General features: G+C 65.4%; 13 protein-coding genes. 6 read left to right on the plus strand and 7 right to left on the minus strand.

All coding sequences use genetic code 11. The features are described 5' to 3' along the window. Nucleotide 1: 1 nt before the first annotated feature. From CKO23_RS13365 to CKO23_RS13380, 4 genes are all read right to left on the minus strand, one after another. The gene (locus tag CKO23_RS13365) at nucleotides 2–991 is read right to left on the minus strand and encodes a hypothetical protein (RefSeq protein ID WP_200331938.1); all 990 of its coding nucleotides are present in this window, start codon (nucleotides 989–991) and stop codon (nucleotides 2–4) included. Between the two features lie 3 nt (nucleotides 992–994). Beyond that, nucleotides 995–2,347 (minus strand): PelD GGDEF domain-containing protein, encoded by a 1,353-nt coding sequence (locus CKO23_RS13370; protein WP_200331939.1) that lies wholly within the window; start codon nucleotides 2,345–2,347, stop codon nucleotides 995–997. 315 nt (nucleotides 2,348–2,662) lie between these two features. Beyond that, the gene (locus CKO23_RS13375; RefSeq protein ID WP_200331940.1) at nucleotides 2,663–3,529 is read right to left on the minus strand and encodes an endo alpha-1,4 polygalactosaminidase; all 867 of its coding nucleotides are present in this window, start codon (nucleotides 3,527–3,529) and stop codon (nucleotides 2,663–2,665) included. A gap of 118 nt (nucleotides 3,530–3,647) precedes the next feature. Then, nucleotides 3,648–7,685 (minus strand): choice-of-anchor D domain-containing protein, encoded by a 4,038-nt coding sequence (locus CKO23_RS13380; RefSeq protein WP_200331942.1) that lies wholly within the window; start codon nucleotides 7,683–7,685, stop codon nucleotides 3,648–3,650. Nucleotides 7,686–8,543: 858 nt separating this feature from the next. Here CKO23_RS13380 and CKO23_RS13385 point away from each other — a divergent pair. The 6 genes from CKO23_RS13385 to CKO23_RS13410 all read left to right on the plus strand — a co-directional run bounded on the left by CKO23_RS13385 (nucleotide 8,544) and on the right by CKO23_RS13410 (nucleotide 14,440). Continuing rightward, nucleotides 8,544–8,723, plus strand: a complete 180-nt coding sequence (locus tag CKO23_RS13385) for a YgaP family membrane protein (RefSeq protein ID WP_200331944.1) — start codon at nucleotides 8,544–8,546, stop codon at nucleotides 8,721–8,723. Nucleotides 8,724–9,539: 816 nt separating this feature from the next. Beyond that, nucleotides 9,540–9,980: a type II toxin-antitoxin system VapC family toxin gene (locus tag CKO23_RS13390; protein WP_200331946.1), complete on the plus strand. Its 441-nt coding sequence runs from the start codon at nucleotides 9,540–9,542 to the stop codon at nucleotides 9,978–9,980. Nucleotides 9,981–10,281: 301 nt separating this feature from the next. Continuing rightward, nucleotides 10,282–10,482 carry a hypothetical protein gene (locus CKO23_RS13395; protein WP_200331948.1) on the plus strand — a complete coding sequence of 67 codons (201 nt, stop codon included), beginning with the start codon at nucleotides 10,282–10,284 and terminating at the stop codon, nucleotides 10,480–10,482. A 9-nt stretch (nucleotides 10,483–10,491) separates the two neighbouring features. After that, nucleotides 10,492–13,233, plus strand: coding sequence for a sensor histidine kinase (locus CKO23_RS13400; protein WP_200331950.1), 2,742 nt, complete (start codon nucleotides 10,492–10,494; stop codon nucleotides 13,231–13,233). A gap of 29 nt (nucleotides 13,234–13,262) precedes the next feature. Then, on the plus strand, nucleotides 13,263–13,637 hold the full coding sequence (locus CKO23_RS13405) for a response regulator transcription factor (protein ID WP_200331952.1): 375 nt from the start codon (nucleotides 13,263–13,265) through the stop codon (nucleotides 13,635–13,637). A 191-nt stretch (nucleotides 13,638–13,828) separates the two neighbouring features. Continuing rightward, nucleotides 13,829–14,440, plus strand: coding sequence for a hypothetical protein (locus CKO23_RS13410; RefSeq protein WP_200331954.1), 612 nt, complete (start codon nucleotides 13,829–13,831; stop codon nucleotides 14,438–14,440). Between the two features lie 252 nt (nucleotides 14,441–14,692). Here CKO23_RS13410 and CKO23_RS13415 read toward each other — a convergent pair whose 3' ends face one another. From CKO23_RS13415 to CKO23_RS13425, 3 genes are all read right to left on the minus strand, one after another. Further along, the gene (locus tag CKO23_RS13415; protein WP_200331956.1) at nucleotides 14,693–15,700 is read right to left on the minus strand and encodes a S49 family peptidase; all 1,008 of its coding nucleotides are present in this window, start codon (nucleotides 15,698–15,700) and stop codon (nucleotides 14,693–14,695) included. 150 nt (nucleotides 15,701–15,850) lie between these two features. Next, nucleotides 15,851–16,525: an HAD-IA family hydrolase gene (locus tag CKO23_RS13420; protein WP_200331958.1), complete on the minus strand. Its 675-nt coding sequence runs from the start codon at nucleotides 16,523–16,525 to the stop codon at nucleotides 15,851–15,853. Further along, nucleotides 16,522–17,568: an RluA family pseudouridine synthase gene (locus CKO23_RS13425; RefSeq protein ID WP_200331960.1), complete on the minus strand. Its 1,047-nt coding sequence runs from the start codon at nucleotides 17,566–17,568 to the stop codon at nucleotides 16,522–16,524. The genes CKO23_RS13420 and CKO23_RS13425 overlap by 4 nt, the downstream gene beginning before the upstream one ends. Nucleotides 17,569–17,733: the final 165 nt, after the last annotated feature.

The following is a 17,733-nucleotide window of genomic DNA, read 5'->3' on the forward strand; positions in this document are numbered from 1 at the left end:
GCTAAGCGGCTCGGCCGGTCGTGCGGGTACCGGCGCGAGCAGGGTTGCAAGGGCGCTCGCGCTGACTCGAATCGCAGATGCCGACGCGCTCCAGGAGGACCAAGTCGGCCTTGGTCGGCACCAGACCGCGGCGCCGCGCCGTCTCGAACGCCGTTCTCGCCGCCTCCGGGTCACCGAGATCGAGCAGCACCCGCCCCCGCAGGAAGTGCGTCCCGGGCGACTCGGGCAGCAGACGGACGGCCGCGTCGAGGTGACTCCGGCTCAAGCTCAGGTAATAGCGCGAGACCTCACCCTGAACCAGACCGAGACTCACCAGTTGCCAAACGTCAACGGCCAGCGCCCGATGCAGCGCCGCCGCCTGCGCGGGAGCCGCGGCCGTCGCCAGCCGCACTTGATGCTCCTGCATCCGGTTGGTCAGGGTTTGCGTCTTGTGCTCGAGCAGCCCATAGGCCACCAGGCGCACCTCGTCTTCCGGATCGCGCAGCGCCAACTGCAACAGCCGGATGCTCTCGCGCTCGCGCAGACGCAACGACCTCAGCACCGCGCGAGAACGCCGCTCCGGATCGCGCGACCACCGCAGCACCGAGGCCAGGCCGGCTTCGTCATACTGCTCCGCCGTCGCGCGCTCCCAGGTCTTCATCACGCCCGCCCCGGCCACCGATGGACGCAAGGTCGTAAAGCCGAGCGATCGGGACTCTTCCGAGGTTTCCGGGGCCAACCGCAAAGCGACGGCGGCGCCCAGGAAGACGACATTCAGAAGCGGTGAGAGCAGGCAGAATAGCCACACGAGGGAGAAGCGGATCGACGGAAGGCGCTCACGCAGCAGCCGCAGGATCACCACCGCGAAGAGTCCCGATCCGAGCGCGTGGGCGGCCAGAAAGCCTGGAACGGCTTCGGGGCCTGCATCGGGCCATAGACTCCAGGCGCCCGCGAGCTCCAGCGCCATGGCGCCCGCGGCTGCAGAGAGCAGAAACGCCCAACGCAAAACCATGCGTCAGCTCTCGGCTTGTGGCGCGACCGCGAAACCGCCCGTCGACGCACAGACATTGGACGAGGGTTGCTCCAAACGCCGCAGGATCGCCGCCGAGCTGTCTTCACCCGTGAGTGCAATGGCGTCGACCCGAATCCCCGCCTGCACGAAGCGGATCCCTCCCCGCTCGCGAACCTCCTCCTCCACGCGCTGCATCAGGATCATGGCCGACTCGACGCTGGTGAGCGGCAAGAGGGCGAGTACGTTGCGTCCTCCGTCCTCGGCCTCCCGTACCCAGACATGGTCCAAGGTTCTGGAGCGCGCGCGCAAAACCTCTCCGACCGCTCTCAGCCGGAGTCTGTTCTCGCCCCGCAGCACCAGGAGGCTCGCACCCAGACCATAGCGGCCGGCATTCCGACACCAGCGATCGATGACGGCGCCGATCGCCTGCCCGCCGTCCGCCGCATCCTCTTGCGCTGAACCCTGCGCGTGCAGCCCGTCGGAGACGTAGTCGGCGATGAGCGTCAGGAGTTCGAGGGTACGGTGCCGATCATCGAGCGCACCCATCTCGCTCACGCAAACGACCCCCCACACCTGGCCGTCGACATGGCGAATGGGCGCGATGGCCTGGAGCCCGCCGGTGATGACGAACTGATGCGCGGCGGCGACGGCCGTCTTGTTCGAGCGCAGCACCTCGCAGAGCAGTGGGTTGTCCGGGGATAAGGCCGGCGAGGCGCCGCGCTCGGCCAACCGGTGGAGCCGAACAGGCCCCGCCGCAGCCCGCTGCCTCGGGTCGTCCGACTTGACACAGCGGTACACCGCGGAGACCTGAACTTGGCCGTACTCGGCGAACAGCTCCAGGATCGTCTCGGCAAGGCGCGACGCCACATCGACATCCTTCAGACTGGAGACCATCAGCCGCTCACGCACCGCCGTCATGGCCGCGCGAAAGCTCAGCGGCTCTGCGCAGAGCCGCTCCTCCAACTTGGAGTGGGAGGCGAGCAGAATTCCGTAAGAGTGGGTGATCTGCTCGATTCGAGCCGCCTGATAGGCGTGTTCGATCTCATAGCGGGCGCGGTCCCGCGCCCAGGAATCGTGAAACTGGCCGCAGATCAGGGCGGAGAGGAGTGTTCCCACACTCATCGCGAGCGGCACGCCCTCCAGTGATCCAGCCGCGCTCGCGAGGAGCGTGGCGGCCCCGACGATCCCGACAGCGCTCGCAACGGCGAGACTGATCCCGTAGCGCAGCCCGATCAGCGCGGGCGCAACGACCGCCAGGGGGAAACCCGCGTCCAGAAAGAAGGGATCCTGCCGGCTCCAGAGGAAGCCGACCGCTGGGATGCCGAGAGTCAAGAGGATGACTTCCAGCCAGATCACGAACTGCCTGCTCGGCGTCTGAGCCAGCCGTGCAAACAAAGACCCCGTGTTCATACCCCATCGCCCCTTCTATTCGTCGCCCCTCGGTCGTCCCGCGAGTCCTTCCAGCCCGGAGCCGGATTCTCGCGGCAAGGCACATGATTGAAGACGCAAGACCGCGCCATCTGCGTGTCGGACAGTTCCCGAGTACCAGCGTTGATCATCAATTGGCTTTGCGTCCGCGATGCACTCTGACGCCCGAGCTGTGGGAGTGTCGCCTGGCCGCGATCGGGCGCCGTCGCGCCGGGGCGACGCCCCCAGGGCGGGCCGCGACGATCAGCTGCATTTCAGATCGGGCAATCCGATACCAACGGCATTCAATTGAGGCGCGGTCACCCAAGGGGTGAAGCCGAGATCACGGATCCGCCTGGCCGCGTGCCGCGCGGCGGCGCGATCCGTCAGCGGCAGATAGTCGATCACAGTGACCGGCAGTCCGTAGGTGTCGCGGGCCGTCTCCAGCTTGGCGAGCAGCCAGGCGTGATCCGCCGGCTGCACACGGAAATAGGACTTTCCGACCGCATCCCAGCCATGGAGCAGCGACTCGGCGACGACCCCGACGGCCTGGCGGCCGAAGCTCGGCCAGAGATCGAAGCCCCGGTTGAGGATCAGGCGAATGGTCGGATAGCGCTCATAGATGCCGCGTAGGATCGCGTTCAGCGCGACCTCCTGCTCGGCCAGCTGCTCCGACGTCAGGGGCAGAGCCCGAAAGCTATCCAGGGTGTCCAGGAAGAAGCCGCGATAGCCACGGGCCCACAGCGGCCAGATGCGCACCTCAAGGATGTATTGCAGCCAGCCCGGCTGAGTGAGATCCACGATATTCCCGCCCCAACCCTCATTGCGCCCGAGAAACCAGGTCGGATCGAGCGTCTCATAGCCGGCACGCCAGGGCTCTGCCTCGCCGATACTGATGTAAAGGAAAGGCTCGGCCCTGCCCGCCAGCAGGACTTGGTCGCTGCTGATCGCATCGGCCTCGACGATCAGGCGCTCATAGCGATCGACCAGTTCATCGGGGATCGGGCGCTCATAGAAAACGGCTGTGCTGGGTCCCACCGAGCAGGCATTGCCCCATGACACCCCTGCCCGGCCGATCAGCGGACCCAGTCCAAGCAGACCCAGCCACTTGAGGATTGCGCGTCGGTTCATGATCTTCCTAATTCCTGTCGCTGGCGTCTGGAGACGATTCAATGGGGCGCCCGGCGCTGGATGACGCCTCGGGTCGCGTGCGGCAATGCTCAGGTCTTTCCATCTCGGCGCATCCGCGCTACGGCGTCCTCACCGGACTCGGGGTCGCCGTCACGTAGGCCGAGGCGCCCTGGGCGTTATAGGATTGGACGCGAAACCAGTAGTTGGTCCACCAGGACAAGCCTGAGATCGTCGTCGTCGTGCTGTTGCTGCCCAGGGTTAGCGTCCGAGCGCCCGAGGTATAGCTGCTGTTTTTCGCGTACTCGACCCGGAAGCCCTGCTCGTCGCTCGACAGATCCTGCCAACGCACCTGACAGCGATCGATGAAGAAGAGGAACCTCGAACAACTGACCGTCGGACTCCCAGGGGCCGCCGGCGGCGCCACGCCCGCTCCGTCGAGCGTGACGCCGAGAACCGGATTCACGGGGTCGCTGCTCGCCACCTCGATGCGGCCAGAGCGGCTCCCCGAGACCCTGGGAGTGAAGGTCACGGAAACGCCACAGCTCGCCCCGACGCCCAGCGTGGCGGGACAGTCGTTGGTCTGAGCGAAATCGCCCGTTGCCGTGATCGCGGCCAGGTCCAGATCGGCCGAGCCCTTATTGGACAAGGTGATGCCTTGCGGGGCGCTGGCAGCCCCGACGGTCTGAGCAGAGAAGATCAGGCTTGCCGGTGACGCAGCCGCGACGGGAATGGTCAGACCCTCGCCGGTCAGCGGAATGCTCAGCGTCGGCTGGGCGGGATCGTTCGTGGCGATACGCAGTGCGCCCGTCCGCACCCCGCCCGAGACCGGCTGAAAGGCGATAGCGATGGTGCAGCTGGAGCCTGACGGCAAGGCGGCGCTGCAGTCACTCGTCGCGACGAAGTCACCCTCGACGGCGACGCTCGTGACGCTCAGCCGACCAGAGCCCTCGCTCGTGACGACCACTGGCTGCGCGGCGCTCGTCGTGCCCACGGCCTGACTCGGGAAGCTCAGACCCGTCGGCGCAACACCAACCGCTGGCAGGGCGGCCACCACCGACCCCGAATGCGTGCCGAAGCCGTCGAAGACCAGGGCCAGGCAGTTCGATGCATTGCTCGCGCAGACGCTGGGAGCAGCGGAAGCGCCGTCCAGGCTGATCTCGTAGGCGCCCGCATCCCCCTGGGTCAGAACCTCCACGACACCAGAGCCTGTGAAGCTGAAGTCGAGGTTGGTCCCATCGCCGCTCAGCGTCCGCAGCTCGGCCCGCATTGGGAGCCGGCTGATATGCGTGACGGGGGCGCGGCTCGAACCGAGACGAGCCACGAAGCGACCGCCGCTCGCCGGGAGAAAGACCTTGTCATCCCCGTAGGCATACCAGTTGTCCACGCTCGACAGGATCTGCCCGCTGCTCGGCCAGAGCTGGAGGGCGAGCTTCCCCAAACTGCGACCCCGGGTCGGCAGGGCGGTCACGGCGACCTGGCTTGCGCTCGGGGCGTCGATGATAAGACTGGCATCCCTGAGGGTCTCGATCCGTTCCGCCGCGTCCATCAGGGTCACGAACTCAGCCCCCGTGCCGCGGGCCGCCGCCAAGACGTTGGTGTACATGGCCTGGCTGTAGCAGTGGGTGCCGGGCTGCGTCTGCGTCTGACACTGACTGGAGGTCGTCGGACCATAGTCATGCCAGGGCCAGACCACGACCGGCTGGGAGGCATGGTTGAGCTGGTCGAGGTACTGCTGCGGCCACACCGACTCGGCGCAGGTCGCATAGGATCCAGAGCAGGTGGCCGGGATCGGCGTGTGAGTGGCCGAACTCAGCGTGCCGGACTCCGGCAAGGAGGGCAGTTGCCCAGTCGTCAGCCCCCACTCGATCAGGGTGAAGTCGAAGTAGAGCGTGGGACTGAAATAGACCCGGTTGCCAGCCTCGCTGGGTAGCGGCTCGGCCAGGGCTGCATCCGGAGGGATCAGGTACCCGACGGCACCCGGAAAGCCGGCGCCCAGGCCCGAATAGCCGCCGGTGAGATAGTCCAGGCCGCCCTGCTGCAAGATGGCGGCGGCGGTCTCCAGCGACTCGGGCATGCCAGGGACCGCCCCGCCGCGCGCTGGCGTCTCCTCCCAGGTGGTCGGCATGACGTTCGCGACGACCAGATCCATCGAATCGCGGAACTGTCTGGCCAGCCAGGTCGCCCAGGGCACGCCTCCGCCCACTGGCTGATAGCCGGACGGATGCTCGAGCGCATCGTAGGGGTTGGTATCCTCCGGATGCGTCAGACTGTGGGTGCCGATCTCGTTCCCGAGGTTGACATAATCGATAAACAGGGGGCCAGAGTAGTTCCAGTCCGTCCACTCACCTTCATCGACGTTGTCGCCGATGTTGATGTAGTAGGAGCCGACGAAATCGTAGTCTGTCTTCCAGCCCCTCAAGAGTTCCAGCAGTGGCGCATCCACATTCACCACGCCGTCGGCGGGCTCCGGCTCGCCCGCTGGGGCGCGAAACATGGATTGATCCATGTCCGTGCGCGAGGCGAACAGGGTGCTGCCCCGCCCCATCTTGAGTCCGACCGGGATCTGCTCCCCATAGAGCACCCATTGCAGCGCCTGCCAGGCCAGGTTGATGTTGCCAAGCAGTTCGACATTGGAAAAGTGGACGTTGCGGCCACCCGTCTCGGTCGCCCACACCGCCGCCAGCGTATTGGAGCCATTGATGGTCTGAACGGCGAGCGCCGTCGCTTGCTGACCATCGAGCGGGGCGTACTGGCTCCAATAGAAGCCCGGCAACTCGAGAAGCGTCTCTCCGCTGCCATAACCGCGCATCACGGGGTGTGAGGTCGCCGCGGCCGAAACCGTCAAGGAGGCTTCTGGGCCGCCGCCCGTCACACGCGTGAGCCCCAGCAACTGCGCCATGCGGGCATAGGCGCCCCCGGCAAAGGGCGCGCCGGCCGCATCGTTCGTCAGCAGATCGTCCGCCGTGACGAGGCCGATCTGGTAGTGGTAAACGGCTTGGGAGAGCGTCTGTGCGATGACATCGAGGTCGTCGGCCGAGACGTTCGCGCAGTAGGGCAGGATCAGGGCGTCGTAATCGACGATGTTCGCGACATCCTTCAGCGCATCGATCGAGAGCAGATCGAAGGGGATGCCTGCCATCATCGCCTGATGCTGGAGCGCCATGTAGAGCTGCGAATACGCCTTGCGCTGCACATCCGTCTGAGACGCCGCATCGGCGGACCAGAAGCGCGCCTGACTCGCCTCGCAGAAGACCACGGCCACGCGCTTTCCGAGATCGGTGCGCTCTGGGTAGGTCACCGGGATGCCGGACAGCAGGAAGTGACCGGCGCTCCAGTCGGTCGGGAAATAGAGCCACGCGCTCGTGTTCGGATTCGCATTCGGGTAGTCATCCGGGTCGACATCGGCGACCACGCCGATCAGATTGATCGACTGCGCCGAGGTCACGCCGATGGCCGAGGCCGGGATCTCCAGCTCCATCACGCTGCCATCGGCGCTGAATGCGTATGACGCGACAGGACCGACATACTCGAATGTCGTTCCCCTGTAGAGGTAAGGCCGCCCGTCGCTATAGATGTGGATCTGATATTCGGCACCAAGCGTGGTGCTCACCTGATACCCGCTCGTCGCGTCCTGATCGGTATCCAGCCAAAGCGTCGTGCGCGGCCCGATGGCTTCCCCCGACGGCGTCTGGAGCGCCAGGTGGTACACCTGACTCGCGCTGTCGTACTTGCCATAGAGCTGCACACCCAACCCAGGCGGGTTATCCGGCGGCAAGAGCAGATCGTCGGTGCTCCAGGACGTCAGCGTGCCGAGGATCGGGTTGACGCCGCCCGCCGCCCGCGCCTCGCGACCACCCGCCCAGCCAAGCAGGCGACCGGTCGCGGCGAGCGCCGAGTGCTTGACGGTATCGAGCCAGCTCTGAGGCTCTGGGACAGGTGCCGGGAAGCGGATAGGCTTCGGGCGCTGCGTCGGATGCCCGGGATGCCGGCTACCGGCCTTCGGACGCTCCGCCTCCTGCGCATGCTTCCACTGGAGCCAGCGATCGCATCCAGGGGCTGCGGAGGCTCGACCGGTGCGCGCATCGACGCATGAGGGAAGTACTCGATGGCGGCGGGACAGCTGCGACTGGAGGGCAGTCTCCGTTCGCGGGACCATGACAGCCTTCGCAACGGCGCTTTCCGCCGAAAGGACGATCGGAGAGGTCGTCAGCAGTGCGACCATCAGCGCCCCGCAGAAACCCAAGCCAGCGCGCGCCCGAGGGCCGAGAGACGAACCCGACCACCAACAGACAGAGTCTTGTGAAGCCATGCGCTCGATCTCCTGGGACGACGGTCCCGATCGCTTAACGATTCGCGAGATATGAACGTTGGCTTGCGGTCGATGCAAGCCGGAAGGTCAAAGCAAGCCGCCATAGGCACGGCGAATCAGGTGCGCGAGACGGCCTTGATCAGCCTATCAGCCACGCGGTCGCGATTCCGGCGTAGGGTGGAACGCGAAGCGGTTGCAACGTGAGGCGTTCGGGCCGGTCGCCAACGTTGCAGAGGCAGATCGCCCTATCGGGCATCCGCCTGACCCGCCGACACGATGATCAAGGCCCACGAGACGATGGATCGGCGTCGATTTGGTGGTGCGCGCAAGCGCCGAACAGAAACCACGCCGTGATGTTCGAAATGACGTTCGTGATGGCCGGCTCCGCAACATCAGACCCGACCAACCGTGTACCTCCGCCGCGAAATTACTCGCGCTCGACCTCGGGTGTCAAGGATGGCACGCCCCATCCTACTGACATGAAAAGAATTCCCGCCAAAAGACGGATACCCGCACCGCTCCCTTCGTCGGTCTGAGCCCTCTTCGAGCAGTCCTGGACCTGCGGACGTTGATTCACGCGCCAATGCCGCCTCTTCGGTGACAAAGTCACAGAGGTCGGCGACGGATCTGGATAACCTAGCGGCACATTCAACAGACCAGCCCGCCAGGGCGTCGATCGGTCACCCACAGCACTAGGATTTCGATATGACCAAGAACGTAGGCAGTCTCGACCGTACCCTCCGCATCATCGCCGGCGTCGCCATTGGCGCCTGGGGTCTCTATGCCCAGAACTGGCTCGGCGCCATCGCCGTGGTGCCGCTCGCAACCGGCCTGCTGAGCTGGTGCCCGGTCTACATGCCGCTCGGACTGAACACGAACAAGTAAGTACGACCCTTCAGCCTCACACCCGCCCCGGCCGCGTCTTCACGCCAACGGGGCGGGCCTCAGAGCAAGGCCGTCAGGTCGGACCTGCGTGCCACTCGAAAGCCATTCAACAGCCCTCCAAGCCGCTCTCCGCGGCGAACTGGCGCCCGCGGCGCGCCCACTGCCGCCGATCTCACCCCCTCCGTTCGATGACCGCGCTGCACGTTGAGTCTCAGGCGCGCCAGTGCCCTGAAGGGATCCGCGTCGATTTCACGCCGTGGGCCATGTCGGCGCACCAATTCCCACCGATGAGGCAGCGCCCAAGACGATGAAACTCGGCGTCTCGTTGGGCGTCGAGGTTACAAAATAGGACTCGCGCACGGGAGCGAATCGAGGCAAACTTACTCCGTCTCGACTTGTCATGCCGACGTCATTCGATAGGTGGTTCAAGGACATGCTCGACTGCCAGCTGAGCGCACACCCCCTCCCTGGGCAACAACGCCAGCCATCGCAATCAGCCGCGATCGAGCACATTGACCTCTCGCCGACGCGCTCTCGCCGTCATTGGACTTCTCGAACTGAACGAGCGAGATCACGCCAGATTACGCCCCCGCTAGCCATTCCCTCCCTTCCCATCCCGCATGTCGAGCTGAGCGCATCGGAGACGGGCATCCGACGCCCCGAACCGCACCACCCCGGATCCTGCCTGATCTCTCGACTCCATGAATGCCATTCGCATGAATGCCATTCGCACGGATCTCATTCGCTTGGACGTCGCGAGATTGAGCCAGATCGCAAGAACCCTCTTGGAAGACGGAACATCAAACGGAGTGCGCTATGAACGGACAAACGAAGGCCTTATTCGACGTCAGCGTCTTGGCCGATGCCCTGATGAACGACAGTCTGCCGATGCTCGAATCCAGCGAAGCCTTGACGCTCGCCGCCGATGGACAGGTAGAAGGCTATCTCTGCGCGGCGGCGGTCGAGTTCTTGAACGATATGCTGACCCGTGCGCACGGACATCCGAGCGCGCGCGCCAAGATCATCGCGCTGCGCAATATGCTTGCCGTCGCGCCCGTGGATTCGGCTGTGATCGACGCCGCGATGGCGCTCGGCTGGCACTACCTGGATGATGCGATGACCCACGAATGTGCGCGCGTCAACGGGCTGGACGCCGTGGTCACGCTCAATCCATCCGATTTCGCGGCGGCAACGTTGCCGATTTTGGCGCCACGCGATCTGCTCAAGCAGCTCAAGGGGCAAGGGCCTCGGCACTAGCCGGGCATAAGGAGCAGAGAGCGGCGTTATTCATGCCGGGCTCGACGGCTGCAGCCAGGCGACGAGCGCATCCAAGGTGATTTCTGCAAAGACGAACCGGCACGCCCGATCCCGCAAGGATCGGGAAAACCCGCCCGATCAGCTCCGGCCGGAGCGCTGATCCTCAACGGGCGCCCCCGCCATCCTCGCTCCGAGCCGTGCAAGATGGGCACATGCGCCCGGCGTCGAGGCGGCCTGCGCGCCCGGACGCTGCCCATCCGAACGGCGATGTTTGATCCGGCAACGGGTGGACTAGACTGCCATGCCCCGCTCGACACTCCTGCGACAGCGCCTTGCGGCGCTCTTTCTGACGGCGATGCTGCTGTTGTTCTCGCCGCTCGTCCTGCAGTTCGAGGCCTTCGGCCGCTGGCTAGGCATTCCCGTGCTCCTCATCTACATCTTCGCGGTCTGGGCCGGCGTGATCGCCCTGGCGGCCTGGATCGTCTCGCGCCATGCTGATTAATCGCAGCGCATGATCAGCGGCCCGGTCATCATCGGCGCGTCCTTCACCTATCTCGGGCTGCTGTTCGCCATCGCCTATTGGGCGGACCGGCAGGCAGAGCGCGGCCGCTCGGTGATCGCGCACCCGACCATCTATGCGCTCTCGCTGGCGGTCTACTGCACCGCCTGGACCTTCTACGGCAGCGTCGGGCGCGCCACCGAGAACGGCCTCGGCTTCCTGCCGATCTATCTGGGTCCAACGCTGATCGCGCTGCTCTGGGGCTCCGTGATGCTCAAGATGGTGCGGATCAGCAAGGCGGAGCGCATCACCTCGATCGCGGACTTCATCGCCTCGCGCTACGGCAAGAGCCAGGCGCTGGGCGGACTGGTCACGGTCATCGCCGTCATCGGGGTCGTGCCCTATATCGCGCTGCAGCTCAAGGCCGTCGCCTGGAGCTTCACCATCCTGAAGCACTACCCCGAGGTGCGGATGCCGGGGCAGACCGCCCTGCCCCTCTGGCATGACTCGGCCTTCGTGATCGCGCTCCTGCTCGCGGCCTTCACCATTCTGTTCGGAACCCGCCAGCTGGACGCCAGCGAGCGGCACGAGGGACTTGTCGCGGCCATCGCCTTCGAGTCGATCATCAAGCTGGTCGCCTTCATCGCCGTGGGGCTCTTCGTGACCCTTGGGCTGCTGGGCCTCGCCGGACACGAGCTTCCGGCCGCCGTCGAAGCGGCCAGGCAGGCATCCTTGCTCGCCCCCTTGTTGAAGCCGAGCGTCTCGCCCATCCAGGACTGGCTGGCCATCAGCTTTCTGGCGGCGATCGCGGTGATGCTGCTGCCACGCCAGTTCCAGGTGGGCGTGGTCGAGATCAGCGACGAACGTCATGTGCGGCGCGCCATCTGGCTCTTCCCGCTCTATCTGCTGGTCATCAACCTCTTCGTCATCCCCATTGCGGTCGCCGGCCTGTCGCTCTTTCCGAGCGGACAGGTCGATGGCGACACCTTCATGCTGACAATCCCGATCGCCTTCCAGCAGCCCTGGCTCGCGCTCCTGGTCTTCATCGGCGGGCTCTCGGCGGCGACCGGCATGGTGATCGTCGAGACCATCGCGCTCTCGACCATGGTGAGCAACGACCTGGTGCTGCCAGCGCTCATGCGCCTGTGGCGCCGTCACCGCCCACCCGAGGATCTCGGCTGGCTGCTGCTCAACATCCGGCGCGGCGCCATCGTCGCCATCCTCATGCTGGGCTATCTCTATTACCGGCTGGCCGGGGAGGCCTATGCCCTGGTCAGCATCGGCCTCATCAGCTTCGTGGCCATCGCCCAGCTCGCGCCAGCGGTCATCGGCGGCCTCTATTGGCGGGGAGGCACGCGCGAAGGGGCGCTCGCCGGCCTGTCGGCGGGATTTCTGGTCTGGACCTATACCCTGCTGCTGCCCTCCTTCGCCAGGTCCGGTTGGCTGCCAACGGCCTTCATGGAGTCCGGACCCGGCGGCATCGACATCCTGGCGCCGCTCGCCCTCTTCGGCCTGGCCGGCTGGAACGAGATCACCCATGGCCTATTCTGGAGCCTCATCGCCAACCTGGGCGCCTTCCTCATCGTGTCGTCCCTGCGCGAGCCGAACGCCGCCGAGGCGGCCCAGGCGCGCATCTATGTGGATGCCCTGCGTCACGGCCGCGCAGCCAGCGCGCCCCTTTGGCGGGGAAGCGCCGACATTGCCGAGCTCATCCGTCTGGCGGAGCGCTTTCTGGGCGTCCAACGCGCCCGCTCGGCCTTTGAGCACTACGCGCGCTCACGCAATCTGGCGGACACCGACACCCTGCCCGCCGACGGCCAGACCGTGAGCTTCGCCGAGAATCTACTTGCCGGCGCCATCGGCGGCGCCTCTGCCCGGCTCATGGTCGCCTCGGTCACCGAGGAGGAGACCCTGGGGCTGGACGAGGTGCTGGATATCCTGGACGAGGCCTCGCAGATCCGCGCCTACAGCCAGCAGCTCGAACAGAAGTCCCTAGCCCTGGAAGCGGCAACCGCCGAGCTGCGCGCGGCGAATCTGCGCCTGAAGGAGCTGGACCACCTGAAGGACGACTTCATCTCCTCCGTGACCCACGAGCTGCGCACCCCGCTCGCCTCCATTCGGGCCTTTTCCGAGATCCTTTACGACGACCCCGACATCCCGCTCGATCTGCGCAAACGTTTTCTGGGCATCCTGGTCAGCGAGACGGAGCGTCTCTCGCGCCTGGTGAATCAGGTGCTGGACCTGGCGAAGATCGAGTCGGGGCATGCGGATTGGCGCAACGAGGCCGTAGTCCTGCAAGAGGTCATCGAGCAGGCGGCCCAGGCGACCGAGCAGATGATCCAGGATCGCGGCATCCAGCTCGCACGCGCGCTCCCGGATACGCCGGCGATCGTTTGGGGCGACCGGGACAGGCTGGTGCAGGTGTTGATGAATCTGCTCTCCAACGCCGCCAAGTTCGCCCCCGCCGAGGGCGGTCGCATCGATGTCCAGCTGCATGCCGCCGAGCCGAATTGGCGACTCTGTGTCGCCGACGATGGTCCAGGCATCCCCGAGTCCGAGCTGGAGCTGGTCTTCGAGAAGTTCCGCCAGACCTCGATCGCCGGTGCCAAACCGGCCGGAACCGGGTTGGGCCTGCCCATCAGCCGGCAGATCATCGACAATCTAGGGGGCAGGATCTGGGCGGAAAACCTGCCCCCAAAAGGTGCTAACCTCTGCTTCGAGCTTCCAGCTCACCGTCCAGACATGTCGGACTGAAGGCGAGACACCGGATTGAAGGCGAGACCATGCGCAAGCGTATCCTGATCGTCGACGACGAGCCCAATATCGTCATCTCACTGGAGTTCCTGATGATGCGCGAGGGCCATGAGGTGCGCGTCGCGCGGGATGGCGAGGCCGGACTGGCGGCGGTCAAGACCCACAAACCCGATCTGGTCGTTCTGGACGTGATGATGCCGAAGCTGGACGGCTTTGCGGTCCTGGAGGCAGTGCGCGCAGACGAGGCCCTCGCCAAGACGCGCATCCTCATGTTGACGGCCAAGGGACGCGAGGCTGAGCAGAAGAAGGGGCTGTCACTGGGTGCGGACGCCTACATGCCGAAGCCCTTCTCCACCCGCGAGCTGGTCGACAAGGTGAAGGAGCTGCTCGACCGCGACGATTGAGCCGGACTGGCTTGTAGCCGCACACCTGGACGCAATCAACCGCGTCGAGCCGAACGATCTCCATAAGCGACATCGGCTGATGCCGACTGAATCCTTTAAACAGGCGCGCAAGATGCTGGTCCGACTGCGCCGGGAATTCGGTCTCTAGAGACCACCACGACATCCAAAGAAACGCAATCGAGAGCCGCATCATGACCCCCACATCCAGAGCATCCATTACCGCACTTGCCTTCACCTTGAGCCTGACCGGCGCTGTCAGGGCTGACGAGGTGAGCGATCAGATCGACGCGGCCAAAAAGGCCTATGAGTCGGGCGAGCTGCGCGCCGCGGTGGACACGCTGAACTTTGCGGTCGCCAAGATCCAGGAGCAGATGACCGCCAACCTGCTGCGGCTCCTGCCCGAACCACTGGAGGGCTGGACCGCCGACGCGGCGGAATCCCAATCAGGCGGAATGGCGGCCATGATTACGGGCACGACGCTCAGCCGGCGCTACAGCCGCGACGACGGCACCGAGGTCACACTCACGCTCATGGCGGACTCGCCCATGATGCCCATGCTGACCATGGCCATGTCCATGCCCTTCGTGATGCAGAGCAACCAGGACATGAAGACCTACGCCTTCAAGGGCTACCGCGGCATGGTCGAGCATGGGGCCGACACCAACAACTACGAGGTGACGCTCATGGTCGGCAACCGCCTGGTGATCCAGGGGAAGGGCAGCAAGCTGTCGGACGTCAAACCCATCGAGGCCTATTTCGAGCGGCTTGACCTCGACGCGATCCAGGCGGCGCTGACCAAGTAAGGAGCGGGGCGGCCTGAAACCCTGAGATTTCGGCGCCGCCGGCTGCTGAGTCGGTAGGATGGGCAAAGTCCGCGCTCGGCCGCTTTAACGCAACCTCGGCGCTCGGCGGACGTGCCCATCCTGCAAGGCGCGAAGCTGGAAAGATGGGCACGCCCGCCGACCCTCAGCGCTCCGAACGAAGCGCATCGCACGGGCTTTGCCCATCCTACGAGGCTATCGCGATAGCCCCATACCTCGACGAAGCGCGCCGGCTCAGTGAGGAATGCCGAATCCCGTGGAGATGCCCAGGCTCTCCGTGATGCCAGCCCCAAAGCTCGCGCCCAGCCGTTTGGCGACGGATTCCAGCAGGTCGCGCTTCTGGGTGTATTCGACGATCTTCTCCGCCCCGATGACCTCGCGGGCCACGGAGCTGGAGCTGCCCAAACCATCGGCAAGACCGAGTTCGACGGCCTCCTGCCCGCTCCAGAAGAGTCCGCTGAAAATTTCATCGCCGCCCTTGAGCCGGTCGCCGCGCCCCGCTTTGACCTCGGCGATGAACTGCTGGTGCAGATTGTCGAGCACGCCCTGAATGAAGCGACGCTGCGACTCGCTGAGCGGGGAGAAGGGATCGAGGATGCCCTTGTTGTCCCCCGCAGTCAGCAACCGGCGCTCGATGCCGTAGTCCTCCATGGCCTTCTGGAAACCGAAGCTGTCGATGCGGACGCCGATCGAGCCGACCAGACTGCCCTTATCGACATAGATCTGGTCCGCACCCACGGCGATGTAGTAGCCGCCGGAGGCGCAGAGGTCCACGGCGACGGCGTAGACCGGCATCTCCCTGTCGTTGTCTTTCTTGTACTTGGCCTTGAGCCGCTTGATCTCGTCGTTGATGTAGGCGGCCTGCACCGGGCTGCCGCCTGGGCTGTTGATGCGGATGACGATGCCTTTGACGTCATCGGCCTTGAAGGCGGCACGCAGGGCCGTGATGACGCGATCCGCACTCGCGTCCGAATCCGCGGCAATCACGCCTTTGACGTCGATCAATGCGGTGTGCTTCTCGCCCGGCGAGACCATGTCGCTCAGATCGCCCCTGTTGGCAATCACCAGCAAGGCGACAAGATAAAGCAGAATCAGCAGTTTGAAGGCGTTACCCCAGCGCCGCCGGCTGCGTTGGTCGTGCACGTACTCGGCGGCCATCCGATTCATGACGGCGCGCTCCCAGTCGGGCTGATCCGGCGAGGGCATGGGCGCCTCGCGTCGTTTCCAGAATCTCCAGTTCATCAAATACTCCTCGGGGGGGCGTCGCGCGCCCGGAATCGTAAAGTCGGGGAAAGGGCGCTGCGGACATGGCGCCACAACGCCCGACTCTTTATGGGGGCGATTCGAGCGGCAGCCAGGCCGCCGCCGAACGTTAGGTCGCTCGCGAGTGGTCTAGCAAGCCTGGTCGTCAGCATCCTCAAGCCCGGTCAGCCAACCGGGCAGCGCATGCAGAGAATCCAGACAGGCAAGGGGGCCGTGCGACATCAATCGATCCGCGGCATGGACGCCGTAGGAGACCGCGAGCGAGGCGACGCCCGCGTTGCGCGCCATCTGCAGGTCATACTCGGTGTCGCCGATCATCAGCGTTTCGGCCGCGCGGACTCCAAGCTCGTCCATCAACTCGAAAAGCATCCGAGGATTCGGCTTGGAGAACGTCTCGTCCGCGCAACGCGTGGCGTGAAAAAAGGCGCCCAGGCCGGTCTCGGCCAGGGACCTGTCAAGGCCGATGCGACTCTTGCCCGTGGCGACCGCCAGCCGAGACCCCTGTTGCGCGATCCAATCCAGCGCCTCGCAAGCGCCTGGGAAGAGCACGGAGGGCGTCTGGTTGGTCACCAGAAAATACCGCCGATACTGAACCACCAGCTCGGCGATGGTCGCCGCGTCGGCGCTTGGCATGAGGCGCCGCATGGCCTCCTCCAGCCCCAGTCCGATGATATCGCGCGCGGCCTCGCGCGGCGGCACGGCCAATCCCAGCTCCATGAAGGCGGACTGGATACAGGCGACGATGCGCGCCTCGGAGTCCATCAGGGTGCCGTCCCAGTCGAAGACGATCAGCTCGAATCTCATGGTGCGGCCTCCAAGGCATCCAGAACGCGCTGAAGCTCGCCGGGCAGGGGCGCCTCCACGCGCAGGGGGCGGGGCATGTCGCCAAGCCGGAAGCTCAGGGCGGAGGCATGCAGGAACAAGCGTGTCAGCCCGACCTCCTTCAACGCCCGGTTGAGGGCGTCATCGCCGTATTTGGGATCCCCGGCCAGGGGAGCGCCCAGGTGCGCCGCGTGGACGCGGATCTGGTGGGTACGCCCCGTCATGAGCTCGGCCTCCACCAAGGTCAGCGGCCGCCCACGGAAGAAGAAGCGGGCCTGGCGGCGAAAGCGCGTGCGCGCCTCCTTGCCTTCCGCCCGGTCGACCTCGACCAGACGCTCGCCGCTGCGCAGCACGTTCTTCCTCAGCGGCACGTCGACTAGCACCTCCTGGCGCGGCAGCTCGCCGGCCATGAGCGCGAGATAGCGTTTGCCCATGGCGCCTTCGCGGATGATCCGATGCAGCTCCCGCAAGGCGCTGCGCCGCTTGCTGACGACCAGGCAGCCGGAGGTCTCGCGATCCAGCCGATGGACCAGCTCCAGCTCACGGCCCGGCCGCAGCTGGCGCAGCGACTCGATCAAGCCATAGCTCAGCCCGCTTCCACCGTGCACGGCGAGCCCGGAGGGCTTATCCAGAACGAGAAGACGCTCGTCTTCGTAGAGCACCCCCGCGTCGAGCCGCGCCAAATGGGCGTCCGAGGGGCGCCCCACGGGGGCCGCCTCGCCCAGGCGCAGCGGCGGGATGCGTACCAGGTCGCCCGCCCGCACCCGATAGGTCGCCTTCACTCGGCCTTTGTTGACGCGGACTTCGCCGCGCCGCAGGATCCGATAGACGTGGCTGCGAGGCACACCTTTGACGGCGCGCAACAAGAAGTTATCGATCCTCTGCCCCTCCGACTCCTGATCGACACGGACCTGTTGTGCTGTGGTAACAGCACCCCCACCATGGTCTTCTGAGGAGCGCGATGAGGAAGGGGGATGGGAATCTGGCTTGGACCGAAGCTTGGTCGCTGGATTTGGGGGTTTCAATTGGATAAGGACCTGCCCGAATGGCTCAATTGCTGCTTAGGTATTTCGCTGCTAACATTAGCGACTTGCGCTGGCCAGTGGAATAGACCTTCATTCCGGAGCGGCGAGCGTATCCCGAGGTTCGAACCCAACGCCCCCAAGATGGGCGCCAAAACGACCCTCAGG

Source organism: Thiocystis violacea (assembly GCF_016583565.1).
GTDB lineage: Bacteria > Pseudomonadota > Gammaproteobacteria > Chromatiales > Chromatiaceae > Thiorhodococcus > Thiorhodococcus violaceus_A.

What these genes read in the sequence shown, in the direction of transcription:
- CKO23_RS13365 (WP_200331938.1), bottom strand. Translation starts at nt 991, where the DNA reads ATGGTTTTGCGTTGGGCGTTTCTGCTCTCTGCAGCCGCGGGCGCCATG.
- CKO23_RS13375 (WP_200331940.1), bottom strand. Translation starts at nt 3,529, where the DNA reads ATGAACCGACGCGCAATCCTCAAGTGGCTGGGTCTGCTTGGACTGGGT.
- CKO23_RS13380 (WP_200331942.1), bottom strand. Translation starts at nt 7,685, where the DNA reads ATGGTCCCGCGAACGGAGACTGCCCTCCAGTCGCAGCTGTCCCGCCGC.
- CKO23_RS13385 (WP_200331944.1), top strand. Translation starts at nt 8,544, where the DNA reads ATGACCAAGAACGTAGGCAGTCTCGACCGTACCCTCCGCATCATCGCC.
- CKO23_RS13390 (WP_200331946.1), top strand. Translation starts at nt 9,540, where the DNA reads ATGAACGGACAAACGAAGGCCTTATTCGACGTCAGCGTCTTGGCCGAT.
- CKO23_RS13395 (WP_200331948.1), top strand. Translation starts at nt 10,282, where the DNA reads ATGCCCCGCTCGACACTCCTGCGACAGCGCCTTGCGGCGCTCTTTCTG.
- CKO23_RS13400 (WP_200331950.1), top strand. Translation starts at nt 10,492, where the DNA reads ATGATCAGCGGCCCGGTCATCATCGGCGCGTCCTTCACCTATCTCGGG.
- CKO23_RS13405 (WP_200331952.1), top strand. Translation starts at nt 13,263, where the DNA reads ATGCGCAAGCGTATCCTGATCGTCGACGACGAGCCCAATATCGTCATC.
- CKO23_RS13410 (WP_200331954.1), top strand. Translation starts at nt 13,829, where the DNA reads ATGACCCCCACATCCAGAGCATCCATTACCGCACTTGCCTTCACCTTG.
- CKO23_RS13415 (WP_200331956.1), bottom strand. Translation starts at nt 15,700, where the DNA reads ATGAACTGGAGATTCTGGAAACGACGCGAGGCGCCCATGCCCTCGCCG.
- CKO23_RS13420 (WP_200331958.1), bottom strand. Translation starts at nt 16,525, where the DNA reads ATGAGATTCGAGCTGATCGTCTTCGACTGGGACGGCACCCTGATGGAC.